At 38.0% G+C, this 18,948-nt stretch carries 16 protein-coding genes; 2 read left to right on the top strand and 14 right to left on the bottom strand.

All coding sequences use genetic code 11. The annotated features are described in order from the left end of the window. Positions 1-20: 20 nt before the first annotated feature. From nrdR to JHE06_RS03630, 6 genes are all read right to left on the bottom strand, one after another. On the bottom strand, positions 21-488 hold the full coding sequence (nrdR, locus tag JHE06_RS03655; protein ID WP_058918069.1) for a transcriptional regulator NrdR: 468 nt from the start codon (positions 486-488) through the stop codon (positions 21-23). 186 nt (positions 489-674) lie between these two features. Beyond that, entirely contained in the window at positions 675-1,289 is a 615-nt protein-coding gene (coaE, locus tag JHE06_RS03650) for a dephospho-CoA kinase (protein ID WP_201089517.1), read from the bottom strand. A 44-nt stretch (positions 1,290-1,333) separates the two neighbouring features. Next, entirely contained in the window at positions 1,334-2,158 is an 825-nt protein-coding gene (mutM, locus tag JHE06_RS03645; protein WP_058918068.1) for a DNA-formamidopyrimidine glycosylase, read from the bottom strand. 33 nt (positions 2,159-2,191) lie between these two features. After that, positions 2,192-4,852: a DNA polymerase I gene (polA, locus tag JHE06_RS03640; protein ID WP_201089516.1), complete on the bottom strand. Its 2,661-nt coding sequence runs from the start codon at positions 4,850-4,852 to the stop codon at positions 2,192-2,194. Between the two features lie 205 nt (positions 4,853-5,057). Beyond that, positions 5,058-6,386 carry a UDP-N-acetylmuramate--L-alanine ligase gene (gene murC, locus JHE06_RS03635; protein ID WP_058920167.1) on the bottom strand — a complete coding sequence of 443 codons (1,329 nt, stop codon included), beginning with the start codon at positions 6,384-6,386 and terminating at the stop codon, positions 5,058-5,060. Positions 6,387-6,906: 520 nt separating this feature from the next. Continuing rightward, positions 6,907-9,882 (bottom strand): DNA translocase FtsK, encoded by a 2,976-nt coding sequence (locus tag JHE06_RS03630; RefSeq protein WP_201089513.1) that lies wholly within the window; start codon positions 9,880-9,882, stop codon positions 6,907-6,909. Between the two features lie 281 nt (positions 9,883-10,163). On the opposite strand from JHE06_RS03630, the gene JHE06_RS03625 reads away from it, so the two are divergent. Then, positions 10,164-11,483, top strand: a complete 1,320-nt coding sequence (locus JHE06_RS03625) for an ISL3 family transposase (RefSeq protein ID WP_201089511.1) — start codon at positions 10,164-10,166, stop codon at positions 11,481-11,483. An 84-nt stretch (positions 11,484-11,567) separates the two neighbouring features. On the opposite strand, the gene ytpR is transcribed toward JHE06_RS03625, so the two are convergent. The 4 genes from ytpR to pepA are packed head-to-tail and all read right to left on the bottom strand — an operon-like array spanning position 11,568 to position 14,113. Continuing rightward, a complete protein-coding gene (gene ytpR, locus JHE06_RS03620) occupies positions 11,568-12,179 on the bottom strand; it encodes a YtpR family tRNA-binding protein (protein WP_201089933.1) in 612 nt (203 codons plus the stop codon). Between the two features lie 12 nt (positions 12,180-12,191). Next, complete coding sequence (locus tag JHE06_RS03615) at positions 12,192-12,653, bottom strand: universal stress protein (RefSeq protein ID WP_058918062.1); 462 nt, start codon at positions 12,651-12,653, stop codon at positions 12,192-12,194. Positions 12,654-12,700: 47 nt separating this feature from the next. Then, a complete protein-coding gene (locus JHE06_RS03610; RefSeq protein WP_058920165.1) occupies positions 12,701-13,012 on the bottom strand; it encodes a thioredoxin family protein in 312 nt (103 codons plus the stop codon). Between the two features lie 21 nt (positions 13,013-13,033). Beyond that, on the bottom strand, positions 13,034-14,113 hold the full coding sequence (gene pepA / locus JHE06_RS03605; RefSeq protein WP_058920164.1) for a glutamyl aminopeptidase: 1,080 nt from the start codon (positions 14,111-14,113) through the stop codon (positions 13,034-13,036). Between the two features lie 174 nt (positions 14,114-14,287). On the opposite strand from pepA, the gene JHE06_RS03600 reads away from it, so the two are divergent. Further along, a complete protein-coding gene (locus tag JHE06_RS03600; protein WP_058920163.1) occupies positions 14,288-14,626 on the top strand; it encodes a PepSY domain-containing protein in 339 nt (112 codons plus the stop codon). 52 nt (positions 14,627-14,678) lie between these two features. Here the strand turns inward: JHE06_RS03600 and trmB are convergent, their stop codons facing one another. From trmB to dat, 4 genes are all read right to left on the bottom strand, one after another. After that, the gene (gene trmB, locus JHE06_RS03595) at positions 14,679-15,326 is read right to left on the bottom strand and encodes a tRNA (guanosine(46)-N7)-methyltransferase TrmB (RefSeq protein ID WP_058920162.1); all 648 of its coding nucleotides are present in this window, start codon (positions 15,324-15,326) and stop codon (positions 14,679-14,681) included. An 80-nt stretch (positions 15,327-15,406) separates the two neighbouring features. Further along, complete coding sequence (locus JHE06_RS03590; protein ID WP_058920161.1) at positions 15,407-16,204, bottom strand: phosphotransferase family protein; 798 nt, start codon at positions 16,202-16,204, stop codon at positions 15,407-15,409. A gap of 251 nt (positions 16,205-16,455) precedes the next feature. Beyond that, positions 16,456-17,904 (bottom strand): MDR family MFS transporter, encoded by a 1,449-nt coding sequence (locus tag JHE06_RS03585; protein ID WP_236253548.1) that lies wholly within the window; start codon positions 17,902-17,904, stop codon positions 16,456-16,458. 86 nt (positions 17,905-17,990) lie between these two features. Further along, positions 17,991-18,851 (bottom strand): D-amino-acid transaminase, encoded by an 861-nt coding sequence (gene dat, locus JHE06_RS03580; protein WP_201089509.1) that lies wholly within the window; start codon positions 18,849-18,851, stop codon positions 17,991-17,993. Positions 18,852-18,948: the final 97 nt, after the last annotated feature.

The following is an 18,948-nucleotide window of genomic DNA, read 5'->3' as shown; positions in this document are numbered from 1 at the left end:
GTCACACCTTTCTGATTCCATTAATTCTTTTCTGATTTCTTTTTTTCAAATTCTTGCAGTTCTTTTAAGAAAACGCTCATATCTTTGAATTGTCGGTACACACTTGCAAAACGAATATAAGCAACATCATCAACTTCTGCTAGTTTTTCCATGATGTATTCTCCAATAATAGCGGATGAAATTTCATTTTCTCCTAAACTGCGGATTTTATTTTCAACGTCGTCAACTATTTTCTCAACTTGTTCCACTGCAACGGGTCTTTTTTCACAAGAGCGAATGATGCCCCGCAAAATCTTTTCACGGTTAAATTCTTCGCGTGTGCCATTTTTCTTTATCACCAGTAATGGTGCTTGCTCTACTCGTTCAAACGTTGTAAATCGGAAACTACATGCTTCACATTCTCTTCTTCTGCGAATAGCACGTCCATCATCTGCAGGACGGCTATCGACAACTCTAGAACCATTATTTTGACAACGAGGACATTGCACTATTCATCATCCTTTTTTTATGATTTCTCGCATTTTTTTATTACACTCGCCACGATTATACCCTATTATACCACAGGTAGTACCGAGGTGAAACACCAGAAAAGCCCCGCTAATACGGATGGTTCTTGATACGATAAAAAGAATGAGTCTACTTTACACTCATTCTTTCATCTAAAAATCTTTTAGTTAATTTAGAGCAGCGGTTTCTTCAAAAAAATGATCCAACCATTCCATTACTTGTTTTTTAGTTTCTTGACGTGTGCCATTATTATCGATCACTACATCCGCTCTTTTTATTTTTTCAGCAATAGGCAATTGGGCAGCGATCCTCTGTTCAGCTGTTTCACGCGTCAAAGTATCCCGCTCCATCAGTCTGGTAAGTTGTGTCTTTTCTGATAAGGCAACTACCATAACTTGATCCACTTCTGTTGAATAATTGCTTTCAAACAATAAAGGAATATCTAAGATGATCAGCGGCGGATTTATTAATAAATAATGCGTTTTTTGTTCTCTGATCCATCTACGGATGTGTTTTCCTAAAAGCAAGTTTAGCGTTTCTCGTTGTTGGCTGTCTGCAAAAACAATCGTTCCTAATGCTTTACGGTCTAAAGAACCATCCGGTCGAAGCACTTCCTCACCAAAATGCTCTTGAATATCTTTTAAACCATCTGTTCCTGGCTCAACCACTACTCGTGCTCCAATATCTGCATCTACAACTGGTATACCTTTTTCTTTAAAAATTTCGCTAACAGTTGTTTTCCCCGTGGCAATGCCTCCTGTTAATCCTAAAACAAATGTCATCTGCTTCACCTCTTTTTTCATCCTGTAATCCGCTTTGTCTCCTGTTACTTTTGACAGCTCGGGCAAATGTGGGTGCCTCTTTGAGCCACTTTCAACTTTTGAATAGGTGTTCCACAGTAAATGCAGGGTTCATTTGTCTTTCCGTAAACATGCAGCTTCACTTGGAAACTACCGGCTTCTCCTAGAGCATTTTTATAAGTTCTAATAGTAGTCCCGCCAGCTTCCACAGCTTCCCCTAGCACTTGTATGATTGCTTCGTGGAGGCGTTTGGTTTCTGATAGTTTTAAGGTATTAGCCGGTCTTAGCGGGTGGATTTTAGCTTTAAAAAGGGCTTCGTCTACGTAGATATTTCCTAACCCTGCTACAACTTTTTGGTCTAACAACAAAGGCTTGATTGCCCGCGTTTTTTGTTTGAGTGTTTTTTGAAAAGAAGCAAGCTTAAACGTTTCTGGTACAGGCTCAGGACCTAATGTTTTCAAACCAGCAACACTTTCTTGTTCTCCTAATGGAACAAGAGTCATTCGGCCAAATTTCCGAACATCCAGGTAACGCAGGTCCCAGCCATCATCTAAATGAAAGACCACATGAGTGTGTTTCTTTAGCGGAGTTTCTTTCGCTTCTACTTCGTATTTCCCTTCCATTCGTAAATGGGATACCATCGCCCAGTGAGTGAAGAGAAAAATCAAGTATTTCCCTCTTCGTTCGAAACCAACCAACTTTTCTCCAATCAGCTGGTTTGCAAATTCTTCACTGTGAATGGGTCCAGAAATAATCCGGTCCCAATATACATCAACCCCTACAATGGTCCTACCTTCGACAAGTTGGGCCAAACCTTTTCTGACCGTTTCCACTTCTGGTAATTCTGGCAATCTTTTAGCAACTCCTTTTCATCCTAGCTTGTTTTATTTCGCTTCGTACCAATTGTCGCCGCTGTCGCTTTCTACCTTTAACGGTACATTCAAATCTACTGCATTTTCCATCACTTCAGCAACCAATTTCTCAAGGATTGGAATTTCAGCTTCAGGCGCTTCAAAAATCAGCTCATCGTGTACTTGCAATAACATTGTTGCTTCTAATTTTTCTTCTTTCAACCGCTTATCCATTTCAATCATTGCCACTTTAATAATATCTGCAGCACTGCCTTGAATTGGAGTGTTCATTGCTGTGCGTTCAGCAAATGAACGTAAATTGAAATTACGTGAATTGATATCTGGTAAATAACGACGTCGATGGAAAAGTGTTTCAACGTACCCTTTATCTTTGGCTTCACGAACGATTTCTTCCATATAGGTTTTAACCCCTGGGTATTTAATAAAATACGTATCTATAAAGTTCTGAGCTTCTTTACGGCTGATTTCTAAATTTTTTGATAAACCATAATCACTAATGCCGTATACAATGCCAAAGTTAACTGCTTTAGCACGACGGCGCATCTCAGAAGACACATCTTCTTGCTTTTCAATTCCAAAAACACGCATGGCTGTACTGGCATGGATATCTTGACCTTCAATAAAGGCAGCTTTTAAATGTTCGTCATCAGAAATATGCGCCAGAACGCGTAATTCAATTTGCGAATAGTCAGAAGCAAATATTTTCCACCCTTTATGGCTGGGAACAAAAGCTTGTCTGATCTTTCGTCCTTCTTCTAAACGAATAGGTATATTTTGCAGATTTGGATCAATAGAACTTAAACGCCCTGTTTGTGCAATAGTTTGCATGTACCGTGTATGGATCTTACCATTGTGTCCATGGATGACTTTTAATAAACCTTCAATATACGTTGACTGAAGTTTAGCGATTTGACGGTATTCTAAAATATCTGCCACGATGGGTGCTTGGTCTCGTAGTTGTTCAAGAACGTCTACAGCTGTTGAATACCCTGTTTTAGTTTTTTTGATAACTGGATAACCCATTTTTTCAAACAAGATGACGCCTAGCTGCTTAGGCGAATTCAAATTAAATTCTTCTCCCGCTTGCTCGTAAACTCGCTTTTCAATAGCTAACAAACGCTCTGCAAACTCAACTTTCATTTCTCGCAATCGTTGAGCATCCACCTTTATTCCTGTGATTTCCATCTCTGCTAAAACCATCGCCAACGGTAATTCCATATCGTAAAACAATTCGCTTTGGTTGTTTTCAGCTAAATGCTGTTCAAGTTGAGCACTTAAAACTAAAATTGCTTTGACTTTCCGCGCTAAATGATCTTGCATCACCGCCGGATCTTCCGGCAGATGAATTTTAGCCCCTTTACCATAGACACTTTCGTCCGAAGCTACTTCAAAGTAATGATGTTCTGTTGCTACTTCTGATAAATCTTTGCTATTGTCTTTAGTATTCAATATATAAGAAGCCAGCAAAATATCGAATTGTATATTTTCAACATCGATACCATACCGTTTCAATACCACAAAAGTACGTTTAGCATCGAAAACTTGTTTGCTAAACTTCGGATTTTTAGCCCAATCTTGAAAATCTTTTGAATTTAAGACCAATTCCGGTTCCCCAACATAGATATGATCAACATTTCCCCAACTGATACTAACGATATCCGCTGTATGGTAATTGTCGGTCAGCATTTCAACATAGAGAGCCATTTTATCGCTGAACATCTCTGGTGAAATTTCCGTTACAGTTTCATAGACGATTGCTTCGCGGTTAGCTTCGTTTTCAGCATCATGTTCTGTTGTATCTAATCGGCTTAAATGTGTTTTGAAATCCATTTCTTTATAAAAATCAATCAATTTTTCCGTATTTGGTCCGGTATAAGCTAGATCTTCTATCTTAATGGTGATAGGCGAATCTTGATCAATGGTGGCTAAGCGTTTGCTTAAGAACGCCGTTTCTTTTTCATTGATCAAATTTTCTTTCATTTTGCTTTTCTTCATCTCGTTAACGTGATCGTAAATATTTTCAACTGAGCCGTATTCTTTTAATAATTTTAACGCTGTTTTTTCACCGATTTTAGTTACCCCTGGTATATTATCCGAAGCGTCCCCAGCGAGACCCTTCATGTCAATAATTTGCATCGGGGAAATTCCCATCTCTGCTTGAATAGACTCAACGGTGTATTCTTTCAGTTCGCTAACGCCTTTGACAGTGATATCCACCCGTACATTTTCTTTAGCTAGTTGTGTGAGATCTCGGTCGCCCGAAACGACGACCACATCAAATTCAGCAGGATTTGCTTGTGCTGACAAGGTTCCTATAATATCGTCCGCTTCATAATTGTCTAATTCATAATGCTTGATACCGAAGCCATTTAACAACTCGCGCAAATAAGGCATTTGTTCCGAAAATTCACTCGGTGTTTTTGATCTTCCGCCTTTATACTCTTCAAAAAAAGCATTTCTAAACGTCGTTTTTCCGGCATCGAAAGCAACTAAAACATGAGTAGGCTTTTCTTTAGTCAAGACATTTTCGATCATACTATGAAACCCATAAAGAGCATTCGTGTGTAAACCACTTTTATTTTTAAACCGTTCAAGCTGCTGGTGCAAAGCAAAAAAAGCTCGGAATGCAACACTATTCCCATCGATTAATAATAATTTGTTTTTTTGAGTCATAAAAAAGCTCCTTTGTTTTCAGTTCTATAAGGATTATTTCTCCCGTTCATCTTATGAAATGAACCGATCGATATGCCCCTTTTCTTCATTAATATTTTACCAAAAAAACCTTTAGATAGCGAATCTGGTAAAAGACGACTAGACTCACAAAGACTGGGGGAAAAAGTGTCTTTGCCACTTTTTCCCCCAGTCTCCATTTTGTTATTTATTTGCTTAATGTGGAACGGCTTAATAAGGTTTCATAAGCCAATTCGAATTTTTGAACATCTCCTGCACCCATAAAAATAGCAACTGCATCGTGGTGTTCCAATAAAGGTGACATGTTCTCTTCTTTCAAGATCAAAGCACCTGTATCGATTTTTTCAGCTAGGTCTTCGATTGTTACATCACCTTGTTGCTCACGTGCTGAACCAAAGATATCACATAGATAAACCGAATCGGCTAAATTAAGAGCTTCTGCAAATTCACTTAACATAGCTACAGTCCGAGTGAACGTATGTGGTTGGAAAATTGCAATGATTTCTTTATCAGGATACTTTTGTCGAGCAGCATCAATAGTTGCCCGTATTTCTGAAGGATGATGAGCATAATCATCAATAATGACCATATCTGCCATCAATTTTTCACTGAAACGGCGTTTAACACCAGCAAATGTTCTAAGATTAGCTGCCACTTTGTCTTTATCAATATTTTCATAATGACAGATGGCAATGACCGCTAAAGCATTTAGAATGTTGTGTTTGCCATATGTTGGAATTACAAAGTGGCCATAAAATTCATTTCTAATGTAAACGTCAAAACTTGAACCGGTGATTGAACGACTCAAGTTTTTAGCTTGGAAATCGTTGTGATCTCCGAAACCATAATACACAACAGGAACATTCGCATGCAATTTCACCAATTGCTCGTCATCTCCACAAGCAATAATGGCTTTTTGAACCTGTTGAGCCATCACACTAAAGGCGTCCACTACATCTTCCAAACTAGTAAAATAATCTGGATGATCGTAATCAATGTTGGTAATAATAGCATAATCAGGATGATACGCTAAGAAATGACGACGGTATTCGCACGCTTCCAGTACAAAGAAATCTGCATCGGGAACACCATGCCCGGTACCATCGCCGATCAAATAACTCGTATCTACAATTGTACTCATGACATGAGCCAGAAGTCCTGTCGTACTCGTTTTTCCATGTGAACCTGTAATCGTGATACTAGTATAGTGTTTCAGTAAATCACCAAGGAAATCCTGGTAACGTATTACTGATAATCCCAGTTCTTTAGCAGCAACAATTTCTTCATGTGAATCCGGAAAAGCATTTCCGGCGATAATGGTCAAGCCATTACGAATATTTTTTTTATCAAAAGCCAGAATAGGAATACCGGCTTCTTCAATGTTTTTTTGTGTAAAGAAGTACTTGTCTACATCAGAACCTTGGACCTTAAAACCTTTATCATGAAGGATCAAAGCTAATGCACTCATGCCTGAACCTTTAATCCCAACGAAATGATAGATTGTTTCATTATTCATTTTTATAAAGCCTCCATTATTTAGCTACATTTTGTTTGTTATTAGACTAAGTAACCCTGCTCTAAAGCTTGTTTTGTTTCTTTTTGATGACTGAATGGGTTTCAAAAAAATCTTTTGTCCTATCAGCACCATCTGCTTAAGGCGGGAATCAATTAAATTCATTGCTTTGTTAATTGTTTTTTTCAAAAAATATCCTTTGCAAAATACAACGAATACAGTATACCATGATTTTTTTTTTTAGCCTACCAATAATAAGCTTCTGCTTGAATCTTAATTTAAACCAAATATTGGCAGCGAATACATGTAATAAATGAAACCAATTTCTCATCTAAATAGACTAATGGATACTTAATACTAATAAAGTTAGCGGTATAAAAAAAGATTCATAGACAAATCGTGTTGGGAATTCTTAGGGGAAATGAAATTTCTGCCGGAATTTCAAAATCGTAGAAGATAAATACCTTTATTTGGCTTACCAATACCAAAAAAGCTGAGACCAAATGTCTCAGCTTAGTATGTTTTATAGGTATTTTTCTTCATAGTCGGCTTTAGTGATAAAAACATCACGTGGTTTTGAGCCTTTATTAGCAGAAATCAAGTTCTCACTTTCAAGCGATTCAATTAAATTAGATGCTCGATTAAACCCAATTTTAAACTTGCGTTGTAAAGAAGACGCTGAGACTTGACCTTCATCAATAATAAACGGCAAAATTTCACCAAATAATTCATCTTTATTTTCAACAGCTTCCACTCTAGCCAAAAGGGTTTCAGGTTCAAAAAGATAATTGGTTTTCCGTTGATCTTTTACATGTTTTACAATAGAATCAATTTCCTTTTCTACATAAGTCCCTTGAATTCGGATCGGCTGACTGGCTCCATTCTCCAAGAATAGCATATCGCCTCGTCCTAATAATTTTTCTGCCCCTCCACTGTCCATAATAGTACGGGAATCCACTTGACTAGAAACCATGAAAGCAACTCGTGTAGGAATATTATTTTTAATCGTTCCAGTAATAACATCAACACTCGGCCGTTGTGTCGCTACTAAAAGATGAATGCCTGCAGCTCGTGCTTTTTGTGTAATACGCACAATAGAATCTTGAACATCGCTGCTTGCAACCATCATCAAATCGGCTAATTCATCAATAACAATCACAATGTAAGGCAACCTCAAGCCATAATCTCCATGCTCTTCAGCTTTTTCATTAAAGCGCTGAATGTTTCTTACCCCAGCAGCTGCTAATTTTTGATACCGCTCTTCCATTTCATTAACAGCCCATTTCAATGCTTCACTCGCTGCTTTAGGTTCTGAAATAACCGGTGACAAAAGATGTGGTATCGCATTATAAGGTGCTAACTCAACAGCTTTCGGATCAATTAAAATCAGTTTAACTTCGCTTGGCTTAGCCTTATACAACAAGCTGACTAAGATAGAGTTGATAAATACACTTTTCCCTGATCCTGTTGCGCCGGCAATTAAACCATGCGGCATTTTATCAATCGTTGAAACCACTGCATCACCAGCTAAATTGACACCGATCGCAACTGTTAACGGAGAAGGATTGTTTTTGAATTCCTCACTCGCCATTACTTCTGAAAGCATAACAGGTCTTGAATTTTTATTTGGTATTTCAACCCCTACCGTACTTTTCCCAGGAATAGGAGCTTCGATACGGATATCTTTCGCTGCTAGAGCCAATTTCAGATCATCGGATAAATTAGTGATTTTATTTACTTTTACACCTCGACCCAGTTGCAATTCGAATTGGGTAACGGCAGGACCAACTGTCCACCCTACTACTTGAGCGTTGATATTAAATGCATCTAACGTCTCATTTAGTAACTCGGCTTGACCTAATACCCAATCATCCACAGCATTGCTTTTAAATTCAACCGGTGGATTTAACAATTCTAATGAAGGAAACTGGTAAGCACTTAACTCTACTTCTTCTTCTAATTCCTCTTCTAATTTTCCTGTGGCAACTAATGGCTGTTTTTCATTTTTTTCAGTTGTTTGAGTGTTGTTCTCATTTGATAATTCATTTCTCGCAGAAACAAAAGTTTTTTCTTGATGAGGCAAATCATTCGTTGGTTCTTCTGCTGTCATGGCTGTTTCCGATACTGAAAGTGTAGCTGGCTCCTCATTTAATGACTCCTTATGAGGCAGCTCAGCTCCGTTCTCTGTTAGGATGATCGGTGCTGCTGACGAGATAGTCTGATCTGCTTTTTCATCCCCATGACGATCCGGCAATTCTTTTTGAAGCTCTCTGTTTAATTGTTCCTCTAGTTTCTTTTGGGGTAGTTCCTTTTCTTCAAGAATGTCCGGTTCTTGTTCTTTAAAGGTTTGTTTATCTAAATAATGCAGACGACTCATTGCTGCTTTAAATTCCAACATTTCAATTTCTTCAGCTGTCAGTTCTTCAGTTGTTGATTCAGCTAAAGAAGCTTCCGTGCTTTCAGACAAGTCTGCATCCATTGCTGCACTGGTTTCGTCTTCTTTTGGTTGCGAAGCATCTGCATCAATAACAGTTGATTGAATCTCATTGTCTGGCACCGCAGCTTTATTCTCTTGGCTCTCTTCGATTGATTCATTCGCTTCTTCTATCGCTGACTCTTTTTCTAAGGTCGGCAATGGTTCTAAATTAACGGCAAGGTCCGTTTCTTTAGGTTCTTCAGATACTCTTAAGGTTTCATTTGGAACAAGTATTTCGGGTTCTTCAGGCATAACAATTTCATTGTCGGTACCTTTTTCATTAAAATACCCTGATACATTTTTTCCATGATTTAGACGGGTATCTTGATCCTCTTCGATCATTCCTGCTAATGAACGCCTTAACGTTCTTTTGCGCTGATTAAAAGAACTAGATTGTTTTTCTTCTTCCGGATTCTCTAAAACAACAGGCTCCTCTGGTGTCGTTGCGCTAAAAGGTACAGCATGTTCTTTTTTAAATAAACTTTCCATTTTTGCAGACAAATGATCAACCAATAAAATAAATTCATTGGCTTCTTTTTTTAATTCTTGTGCTATCTTTTTATAATCAATCTTTTTTTTCTCTTTTTTATCATTCTCTTGAAATCCATAATAAGGCGAAGGTATTTTTTGAACTTTAAAAGGAGTCGAACTCCGTCCAGTTTGAAACGGCATATCGTCATTTTTCAAAGCTTCTTTGGCTTTTTCATGGTTTCTTATTCGATTTCCCATAGCTTCTTTTTCTTTTTTTAATTGGGCTTTTTGAGTAGCGATAACTTTAGATTTTTCCGTTCGCTGTTTTCGTTCTAGATTGTTTTGACTAATCAACTCAGAAAAAAGCATTTCCGACCCTTTCGTAGGCAGTTCGCGGGTTAATTTTATGGGTTGTTCAAGTTGGCTATTTTTTGTACGAGTAAAAAGGCTCTCTTTCTTCGCTACGTGTTCAGAGTCACGATAGAAAGGAAACTTGGTTTTATGTGACCGTTTCTGGCCCTTTTGATAACTTGGTCCATCATATTTTGGCATGATGACGCTCCTTTCCTCTCTGTAGTTTCGTGTCTTAGTTTAACACAAATATCAAAGGCATTGTAGGGCTAATCTTACTCATTTGTTTAGAATAAATATGAAAACGAAATAAGACAGTAGTCATTATTGCACTACTGTCTTATTTCGTTTATTTAGGGTTGTACAATATTTGACGTTGGTGAGTGAAAACTTGCTAACGTCTTTTTTCGTGAAAATAGAAAACAAGTGAGTTCTCCTGTAGAATTAAAGTCACCACAACTCATTCAAAGGAGAGAACTCACTTGCCTACATCAAATGATATGCGAAAAGTACTAGATATACAAGACAAAAACATTGTTTTTGAAGAGAATTGCGTAGAATACGGTCAATTCAAGGGGAAAAAATGTAAATTTATTAAAGGTCGTTTGACCTACATTCCTCAGGAATGTATGAAGTGCCATATACCAAACGAGCAGTATACCGTCTATTGTAATGGGACACAGGTCTCTCGCATTATTTTGCCCATGAGTGGCATTCATCCGACCTATTTACTGCTTAAAAAGCAACGATTCAAGTGCAAAGAATGTGAGGCTACGTTTACTGCAAAAACGCCTCTATTGAAAGAACAGTGTTTTATTTCGAACCCTGTAAAAGCACAAATTTTAGATAAAGCCTCTATGGCTCAATCTATAAAAGATATCTCTAGTCAAATTGGAGTCTCTGAAGCAACGACACAGCGCGTTATTAACGAGCAAGCTAAGAACTACAAACCGCATTATTCTTGGCTTCCTAAGCATCTTTCGTTTGACGAGTTTAAGTATGCCAACAGCACAATGGCTTTTGAATACATAGACGCCGAAAAAGGAACGATCATTGATATTTTACCTTCTCGAGACAGCCGGACGATAAAAGACCATTTCCTTTCACGGTATGGCCTAAAGGCCAGAAAAAAAGTAGAAACCATTACAGTCGATATGAATGCTGGTTACGTCAATTTTATTCCCATTCTTTTTCCAAACGCCAAGATCATCATTGATCGTTTTCATATTGTCCAGCTGGTCAATCGTTCATTGAATCGTACAAGGGTAACGGTCATGAATCAATTCCACACATCAAATGGAGAAGACATGAAAAAATATCGTCGATTAAAACGGTTTTGGAAAAAAATCCTAAAGAAAGAATCTGAACTGTCTTATACAACTTATACTTACTATGCTCTGTTTGGTCTACGCTTAGAATCAGCGATTGTCGATGAACTGCTAGGATACAACACCGTTCTGAAAGAGACTTATGAGGTGTATCAAACAATTCTAAAAGTGGTTGAAGAGAATGACTATGATGAGCTAGTAAAGATTTTAGAAAAAGATCATCCACTTATCTCAAAACCAATGAAGACAAGCCTTAAAACATTGAAAAAGCATATGAAGCACATTAAAAATACATTTGCCTATAAGTATTCAAACGGAAAAATTGAAGGAATCAACAATAAGATCAAAGTTCTTAACCGTGTAGCCTACGGCTACCGGAACTTCGTAAACTATAAAAATCGCATTCTTCTGCATTTTAATATGAAACCAGCTGCTATTAAACAGAACGAAAAAACACTTTTCATAGCAGCTTAATGCCTACCATGAAAAGTGTTCAAGTTTTTTAATTAAATAAGGGACTAAAATTCTTCACCAACGTTAGTTGACGTAGAACCTTATTTAGTTCATTTGAAATGCTTCTCCTGTTACAGCTGATCCAGGTAAAACTAAAATACCTTTTGTCGCTTCCGGGTTTTCTATGCCTAGTTCTTTAGCTGAACAAACCATACCGTGACTTGGTTCTCCCCTTAACTCGCCATCCCAAATAATCAAACCATTTGGCATCATAGCACCTACTTTAGCCACAACGACCTTTTGCCCTTTAGCAATATTCGCTGCGCCGCAAACAATTTGAATCACTTGTTCTTGATCTACTTCTATTTGTGTAATAGAAAGGTGATCAGAATCTGGATGAGGCACACATTCTTTTACTTCACCAACCACAAACTTAGGAGTTGTGTCCGCTACTAGCTGTTCATTAAAACCGGCTTTTGATAAGCAGTTATTTAATTGATCCACTTGTTCCGTTGTTAATGTCACAGGCCCTTTCCCTTCAAGTTGAAGCACATCTGACACTTGGAAGAAGTTAAAGCCAACCGTTTCGCCTGTTTCTGATTTAAAGATGCGTGTAATATTTTCTTTTGTTTCAAATCCTTGTTCTGCAAACACACTTTTTCCTGTCATTAAGATTAATGTGTCCCCTATGCCATCCCTATTGTAACTGCTTATTATCATGTAATTTTCTCATCCTTTTTCTGTATTTCTTATTACTAAGACATCGCATGGAGCTTGTCGAATAATGTATTCACTAACGCTTCCAATCATCCAGCGCTCAACCATATTCAACCCTGTTTTTCCAACAACGATCAAATCACTACGGTGTCGTTCAGGGATATCTTTTGCTAACTCTATTTTCGGAGACCCTTTTACAAGTTCCGTCGTTACTTTATCTAAACCTGCTGCTTTAGCTTTATCGCCATATTCTTTCAACAGCTTTTCCATTTCAGTTAGATCAAATTCAAGAACGTCAAAACTGGCGCTTTCAATCCCCATATTATAAGAACGCGTATCAATGACATGTGCAATAACTAACTCACTATGATTTCGTTTAGCGATTTCAACAGCTTGTTCAAAAGCTTCTTTAGCAGAATCGCTTCCATCAACAGCAACTAAAATATGAGCGTATTGTTGAGTATCTTGTAACATATCCTCATCTCCTTATAATTTATATGGTGCTAGATAAGCTTAGTATATTACAATGTTTCGATAAAAGCTTCAATTTCCTCTTTTGTTTTACGATCTTTGCTGACAAAGCGTCCAACTTCTTGCCCTTTTTCAAAAGCTACAAAACTGGGAATACCAAAAATAGCTAATTCTCCACACAAATCAATAAAACGGTCTCGATCCACTTCAATAAACTGAACCTCAGGATAGCTTTCAACAATTTCTGGCATGACTGGTTTTATAAATGTACAATCGCCACACCAGTCTGCCGTGAAAAAGAATACCACTTTATCGGCTTGTGTAAGTAAATCAAATTCTTCAACGGTTGCTAATTTTTTCATTTTCGCACTCCTTTTATTGATTTAATTGTTTTTCATAATGGTTTCAAATGTACTGCGATCCAACGTACGGGCAATTTGAAGAACCATTTCTTTAGCTGCAGCATAGTCATCAATATGAAAAACCGTTTGATGAGTATGGATATAACGTGCACACACACCAATTACTGCGCTGGGAACTCCATTATTCATAACATGAGCCGCACCAGCATCTGTTCCGCCTTTAGAAACAAAATATTGATAAGGAATATTGTGAGTCTCAGCTGTATCCAATAAAAATTCACGCATACCTTTCAACGTGATCATACCTGGATCTTGGATTCTCAGTAAAAATCCTTCGCCTAAATGTCCAAAATTCGCTTTATCACCCGTCAAGTCATCGGCAGCAGAACAATCAACAGCAAAAAATAAATCAGGTTTGAATTGATGAACCGCTCCTTTAGTTCCTCGTAAGCCGACTTCCTCTTGAACGTTTGCTCCAGCAATCAAAGTATTTGGCAATTCTTCACCCATCAACTCTTTGAGCGCTTCTATCACGACAGTCGTTCCATAACGATTATCCCAAGCTTTCCCAAGTATTTTTTTGCCGTTGGCCATCTTAACCGTTTCAACATCGGGCACGATAGTATCGCCAGGTCGAACACCAAAAGCTTCGGCTTCTTCTTTAGAATCAAAACCTGCATCAAAAAGGATATCACCTATTTCCGGTTTCCCTGCTTGTCCATCTTTCCCTCTCAAAAGATGCGGCGGCACAGAAGATGAAACACAAGGGTAATCTCCCTTTGCTGTCTGCAATGTGAACCGTTGTGCCGAAACAACATAAGGATTCCATCCGCCTAGAGGAACCACGTTAAAAAGTCCTTGTTCTGTAATCCGCGCTAACATAAAACCGACTTCATCCATGTGAGCAGCAATCATAATTTTAGGAGCATTTTCTGCTTTGCTTTTGCGGATACCAAAAATCCCGCCTAACCCGTCTTGTTTTACTTCATCCACTAAAGGCGTTAATTGTTTTCGCATTTCTTCGCGAACACGGTGTTCGAACCCACTAGTTCCTTGCAGTTCGGTCATTTTTTTGATTAACTCAAATGTTTGTGTATTCATATTATGTATCCATAAAAGCTGGTTTTCATGCTTTTATGTTTTCCCCTCCTTCTGTTAATACTTGTTCAACATCATTATACCCTAATCATCGGCTAATTTTAAGATAGAAGACTTTTTTTTCAATAAGTAGTATACTAATAAAGAAGCAACTAGCTGTTCGAAAGGCGGGATATCATGAAAAATAAATGCGAAGAAACACCAACATACGCTATCGTTGGCGGATTTTTATTTGGCGCTGGAGTAACTTGTGGCTACTTTTTAAGTCACTACCTGCAAAAAAACAAAGCCATTCACGGCGATGACATTCTTACTAATGTTAAAAACTTATTCTTGAAAGAAGGCCCTATTGAGGGTTCCTGGATTGAATTAAAAAAGGTCCCTCTTCAAAAGTTCGCGCTTAAAACAGACGTCTATTATGGAGGCGTTTCACGGATGGAAGAAGACCATTTAGTCCAATATGAGTTTATTGCGGATGCTTATTCAGGCAGTATATTAGATATTTACCGCATTTAATACAATGAAAAAGCTGAGACCTTCTCTTTTTATAAGAAGCGGTCTCAGCTTTTTAATTTCTTTTTGGAAATTTTGCAACTACTCGATAAATTCGATGTCCGCGATTCGAAAACTTTTCTTCGTACTCTGTCATGACATTTCCTTCAAAATCACTTTCATGCAGGTTCAGCCACACTTGCTCTAAAATCATACCGTACTGAGAAAAGCTGGCTAATGAATACTCGAATAACCCCTGATTGTCCGTCTTAAAATGAATTTCGCCTTCCGGAACTAAAACTTCTTCGTAATTTTCCAAAAAGCTGCGGTATGTTAACCGGCGCTTTTCATGGCGTTTTTTTGGCCAAGGATCTGAAAAATTTAAATAAACTTGATCTACTTCTCCTTTAGCAAAATACTGTGTAAGCGAACCGCCGTTGACGTGCAGCAATTGAATGTTAGGCAATTGTTCTTCAATTAACTTATCCAGCGCTGCAACGATGACACTTTCTTGTAATTCAATACCAATGTAATTTATTTCAGGATGTAGTTTTGCCATTTCTATAATGAAGCGGCCTTTTCCAGTCCCTACTTCGATATGGATAGGATGGTTGTTGTTGAACCGTTCATGCCATTTGCCCACCCATTCTTCAGGCATATTTGCAATGTATTGAGGATACTGTGCTATTTTAGCTGGAGCACCTGGTTTTTTTCTTAAACGCATCTTTATTCCCCTATCTCGTTTCATTTTATTATTTTTTATTTTCCAAAACAAAAACCCTCTTCGGAATCACGAAGAGGATTCTAGTCTGTTTCAGTATCTGGCATTTGATAAAGAGTTTGCAACTTTAAAATATCTTTATTCATTTCATAAAATCTTGCTTCATGATGATGGCGTTTTGTTTGGATTAAGTAATTCATTAATGCGTACCAAGTCACTCGTTCAATCAATTCTTCTGTAACAGTAACACCATAATGTTCTAACCATTCTGACCAATCCGCACGATCGACATATTGAAACAGCAACATGCTTAAATCCATTGCTGGGTCTGCTAACATCGCTGAATCCCAATCTACTAAGTACAACCGATTTTCATCGGATAGCAACCAATTTTTTTGATAAATGTCGCCATGACACACTCTAGGAACCACGGTCTTCATATCGGTTACTTCTTTTTTCAGTTTTTTTAAAATACTATCTAGTAATGGATGAATTTTTAAATCATGTGGCAATTCATGTTCATAAGTTTGCAGCAGCTGCTGCGGAGTCACTTCTTCGCCGCCGACACGCGCAAGCATTCTTCTTAACGGTTCAGAATTATGAATACGACTTAATAATTGTGCAACACTAGGAGATGACATCTCAGTGCTTTTAAGAGTTCTTCCATTTAACCATTCTTGCGCTGTTAAAACATCTCCGTTACCTATACGTTTGGTCCAGACTAAACGTGGGGTTATGCCCTCGACAGAAAGTGCAGCTAAAAAAGGCGAAGAATTTCGCTTCAAAAAAAGCTTTTCTTCCGCTCTAGTTCCCATGTATGCTTGTCCTGTGTCACCACCAACTGGATGCAACTTCCATCCAGAATCTATTTCAAAATCCATACCCTATCATTCCCTGTTTTATATTCAAGTACTTTTTCCAGTAGACAAAAAAATGACAGATATCACAAAAGACATCTATCATTCTGTTCACTCCTATTTTAGATAGAATTTCTGAATCCGTCAAGCGCATATACGTTCTTTTTTTAAGTACGCATTTGCAGCGTTGCCTTTTAAATAGAAAAACCATGAAATCATCGAATAATTTCATGGTTTTCTATTTGGTGCAGTTCAATCAAATAAATTTGCCATTATTATTCAGATTTAGTAATAATAGTCGTTTCATCTGGTATGAACGGATTTTCTCTGATAAAAAACGTCATGACCAAGGCGATAAAAGAAAGCAGCCCGACAAGCAAAAAGACTGCTTGAAATCCAGCTAAATCAGCTAACTTATCTGAGGCCAAACCTTGTGCAGCGCTGCTGTTTGAAGCTAGCGTCATGACTACAATGAATAAAGCCGTTCCCATGGAGCCAGCCAATTGACGTTGCGTATTAAACATAGCAGACGCATGGGAAGCCATTGTAAGCGGGACAGCATTAAAAGCTGCTGTTTGTAACGGCATCAAAGTTAATGAGAAGCCTAAAGAACGGATCATTTGCAAACCAACAATGGTTTTGATTGATGTTTCTAAGTCGATAAAACCAATCAATAAAGTGGTCGTCGTAATCAAGAATAGACCCACAACAGCTAACTTTTTCCCGCCATGTTTATCAAAAAGCCGACCTGTTATCGGGCTCATTACAGCCAAAACGATCGCACCTGGCAATAAGATCATGCCTGATTGCATGGGGGTCAAACCACGTATCGTTTGGAAATAAATTGGAAGCAGAATAATAGCACCATACAGTCCCGCAGTGATAATGAAAGAGATCATCAAATTCAAGCGGTAGCCGCGGTAACTAAATACTTTAAAATTCAACAGCGGTGTTTCAGATTTATTGCTCCGTTTGACCAATAAAATGATTGCCAAAATCCCTATAACTAACGGCAATGCTACAATGGCGCTGAAAAACGGGTTAGAAGAAGCATTGCTGAATCCAAATAACAAGCCCCCAAAACCAAGAGTGGAGTAAATAACACTGACCCAGTCCAATTTAGGACGTCCGACTTCCCCAACATTTTTTAAGACAAAGAAAGCGACAATGACATCTACAATTGCAAAAGGCAGGATGAAATAAAACAACATATTCCAATGGTAATTTTGAACTACCCAGCCAGAAAAAGTCGGTCCAATAGCGGGAGCAAAGTTCATTGCTAACCCGATCAATCCCATTGCTGCTCCTCGTTTTTCAATTGGAAACATATAAAGCACTACAATCATTTGCAAAGGCAATACGATCCCGGCTCCAATTGCTTGAATCATCCGTCCCATAATCAACATACTATAAACATGAGAAGTTGCAGCTACTAAAGTTCCGATTGAAAAAACAGACATGGCAAAAAGATACAACTGTCTTGTGGTAAAACGATCAACCAAGTAGGCTGTGATAGGGACCATGATTCCATTGATCAACATATAAGCTGTCGTTAACCATTGTCCTTGTGTAGCTGTAATCGAAAATTCACTCATAATACGAGGTAAAGCAGTACTCATTAGAGTTTGATTTAAAATCGTGACGAATGTTCCCATAATGATCACGCCTAAAATAGGAATGACCTGCTCCATCTGTGTCGGTTCTTTATTTAATTGGTTTTCCATCAAAACGCTCCTTTTTTAACTATCTAAAAAACGCTAACCCCGAATAACCAGGGCTGCGTTTCATACTTTTTTGAGTGTTGTTCATTCTATTGGATCTTACCACATTGGGCTTCAACTGCATCTAAATAAAGCTGTTGCAGTTGCTTTACTATCGGACCTGGTTTTCCTGTACCAACAGCTGTTCCGTCAATTTCAATAACCGGCATAGCTTCAGCCGTGGTGCTAGAGGAAAAGACTTCGTCAGCTGATTTTAGCTGTTCAAGAGTAAAGGCTTCTTCTTTTACTGGTATGCCAGCTTTTCTAGCAACTTCCAATAATACCATTTTAGTTATTCCTGGTAAAACAAGGTTTCCATCAGGATGAGTATAGACGGTGCCGGCTTTTATCATCCAAACATTAGAAGACGAACACTCTGTTACTTTTCCATCACGATAAAGAATAGCTTCTTCTTTTCCTTGCTTATAAGCTTCATTTTTTGCCATGATGTTTCCTAATAAGCTGATCGACTTAATGTCACAATGCAGCCAACGAGTATCGGGAAGAGTGATAGCTGTAATTCCTGAATTCATTTTTTCTTGATTTCTTGGAACAATCGTTGTAGAGGCTGTAAAGACTGGGGAAACATTTGCGACATCAGGGTAAACATGGTTCCTAGGAATTGCAATTCCTCTAGTAACTTGCAAGTAAACATTTCCTGTGTCTATTTGATTGATTTGAATTAAATCAGACAACATTTTTTGCAACTCTGTTTTTGTAAACGGCAATGTCAAATCAATTTTTTTTGCACCGGTGAACAAACGGTCAATATGTTTATCCATAGTGAAAAAGGATCCGTTGTATACACGGATAACTTCATAAATCCCATCTGCAAATTGATAACCTCGATCTTCCATATCAATGACTACCGCACTTCGTTCCACAAGTTGATTATTCCAAATAACTTTCATGATTTTCCCTCTTTCAAATAATTCACCATTTTAATATACAATAAGCGATTATCCTCTCGCTACTATGCTGTGTTCTTAACGAACGGCTTTCTTTACT

This window comes from Carnobacterium sp. CS13, assembly GCF_016653495.1.
GTDB lineage: Bacteria > Bacillota > Bacilli > Lactobacillales > Carnobacteriaceae > Carnobacterium_A > Carnobacterium_A antarcticum.
This window is presented reverse-complemented; position numbering and strand designations above follow the sequence as displayed.

Excerpts from the sequence above, each read along its gene's own strand:
- coaE (WP_201089517.1), bottom strand. The coding sequence starts at position 1,289 with ATGACATTTGTTTTAGGATTAACAGGAGGCATTGCCACGGGGAAAACA.
- polA (WP_201089516.1), bottom strand. The coding sequence starts at position 4,852 with ATGACTCAAAAAAACAAATTATTATTAATCGATGGGAATAGTGTTGCA.
- murC (WP_058920167.1), bottom strand. The coding sequence starts at position 6,386 with ATGAATAATGAAACAATCTATCATTTCGTTGGGATTAAAGGTTCAGGC.
- JHE06_RS03630 (WP_201089513.1), bottom strand. The coding sequence starts at position 9,882 with ATGCCAAAATATGATGGACCAAGTTATCAAAAGGGCCAGAAACGGTCA.
- JHE06_RS03615 (WP_058918062.1), bottom strand. The coding sequence starts at position 12,653 with ATGTTACAAGATACTCAACAATACGCTCATATTTTAGTTGCTGTTGAT.
- JHE06_RS03610 (WP_058920165.1), bottom strand. The coding sequence starts at position 13,012 with ATGAAAAAATTAGCAACCGTTGAAGAATTTGATTTACTTACACAAGCC.
- pepA (WP_058920164.1), bottom strand. The coding sequence starts at position 14,113 with ATGAATACACAAACATTTGAGTTAATCAAAAAAATGACCGAACTGCAA.
- JHE06_RS03600 (WP_058920163.1), top strand. The coding sequence starts at position 14,288 with ATGAAAAATAAATGCGAAGAAACACCAACATACGCTATCGTTGGCGGA.
- trmB (WP_058920162.1), bottom strand. The coding sequence starts at position 15,326 with ATGCGTTTAAGAAAAAAACCAGGTGCTCCAGCTAAAATAGCACAGTAT.
- JHE06_RS03590 (WP_058920161.1), bottom strand. The coding sequence starts at position 16,204 with ATGGATTTTGAAATAGATTCTGGATGGAAGTTGCATCCAGTTGGTGGT.
- JHE06_RS03585 (WP_236253548.1), bottom strand. The coding sequence starts at position 17,904 with ATGGAAAACCAATTAAATAAAGAACCGACACAGATGGAGCAGGTCATT.
- dat (WP_201089509.1), bottom strand. The coding sequence starts at position 18,851 with ATGAAAGTTATTTGGAATAATCAACTTGTGGAACGAAGTGCGGTAGTC.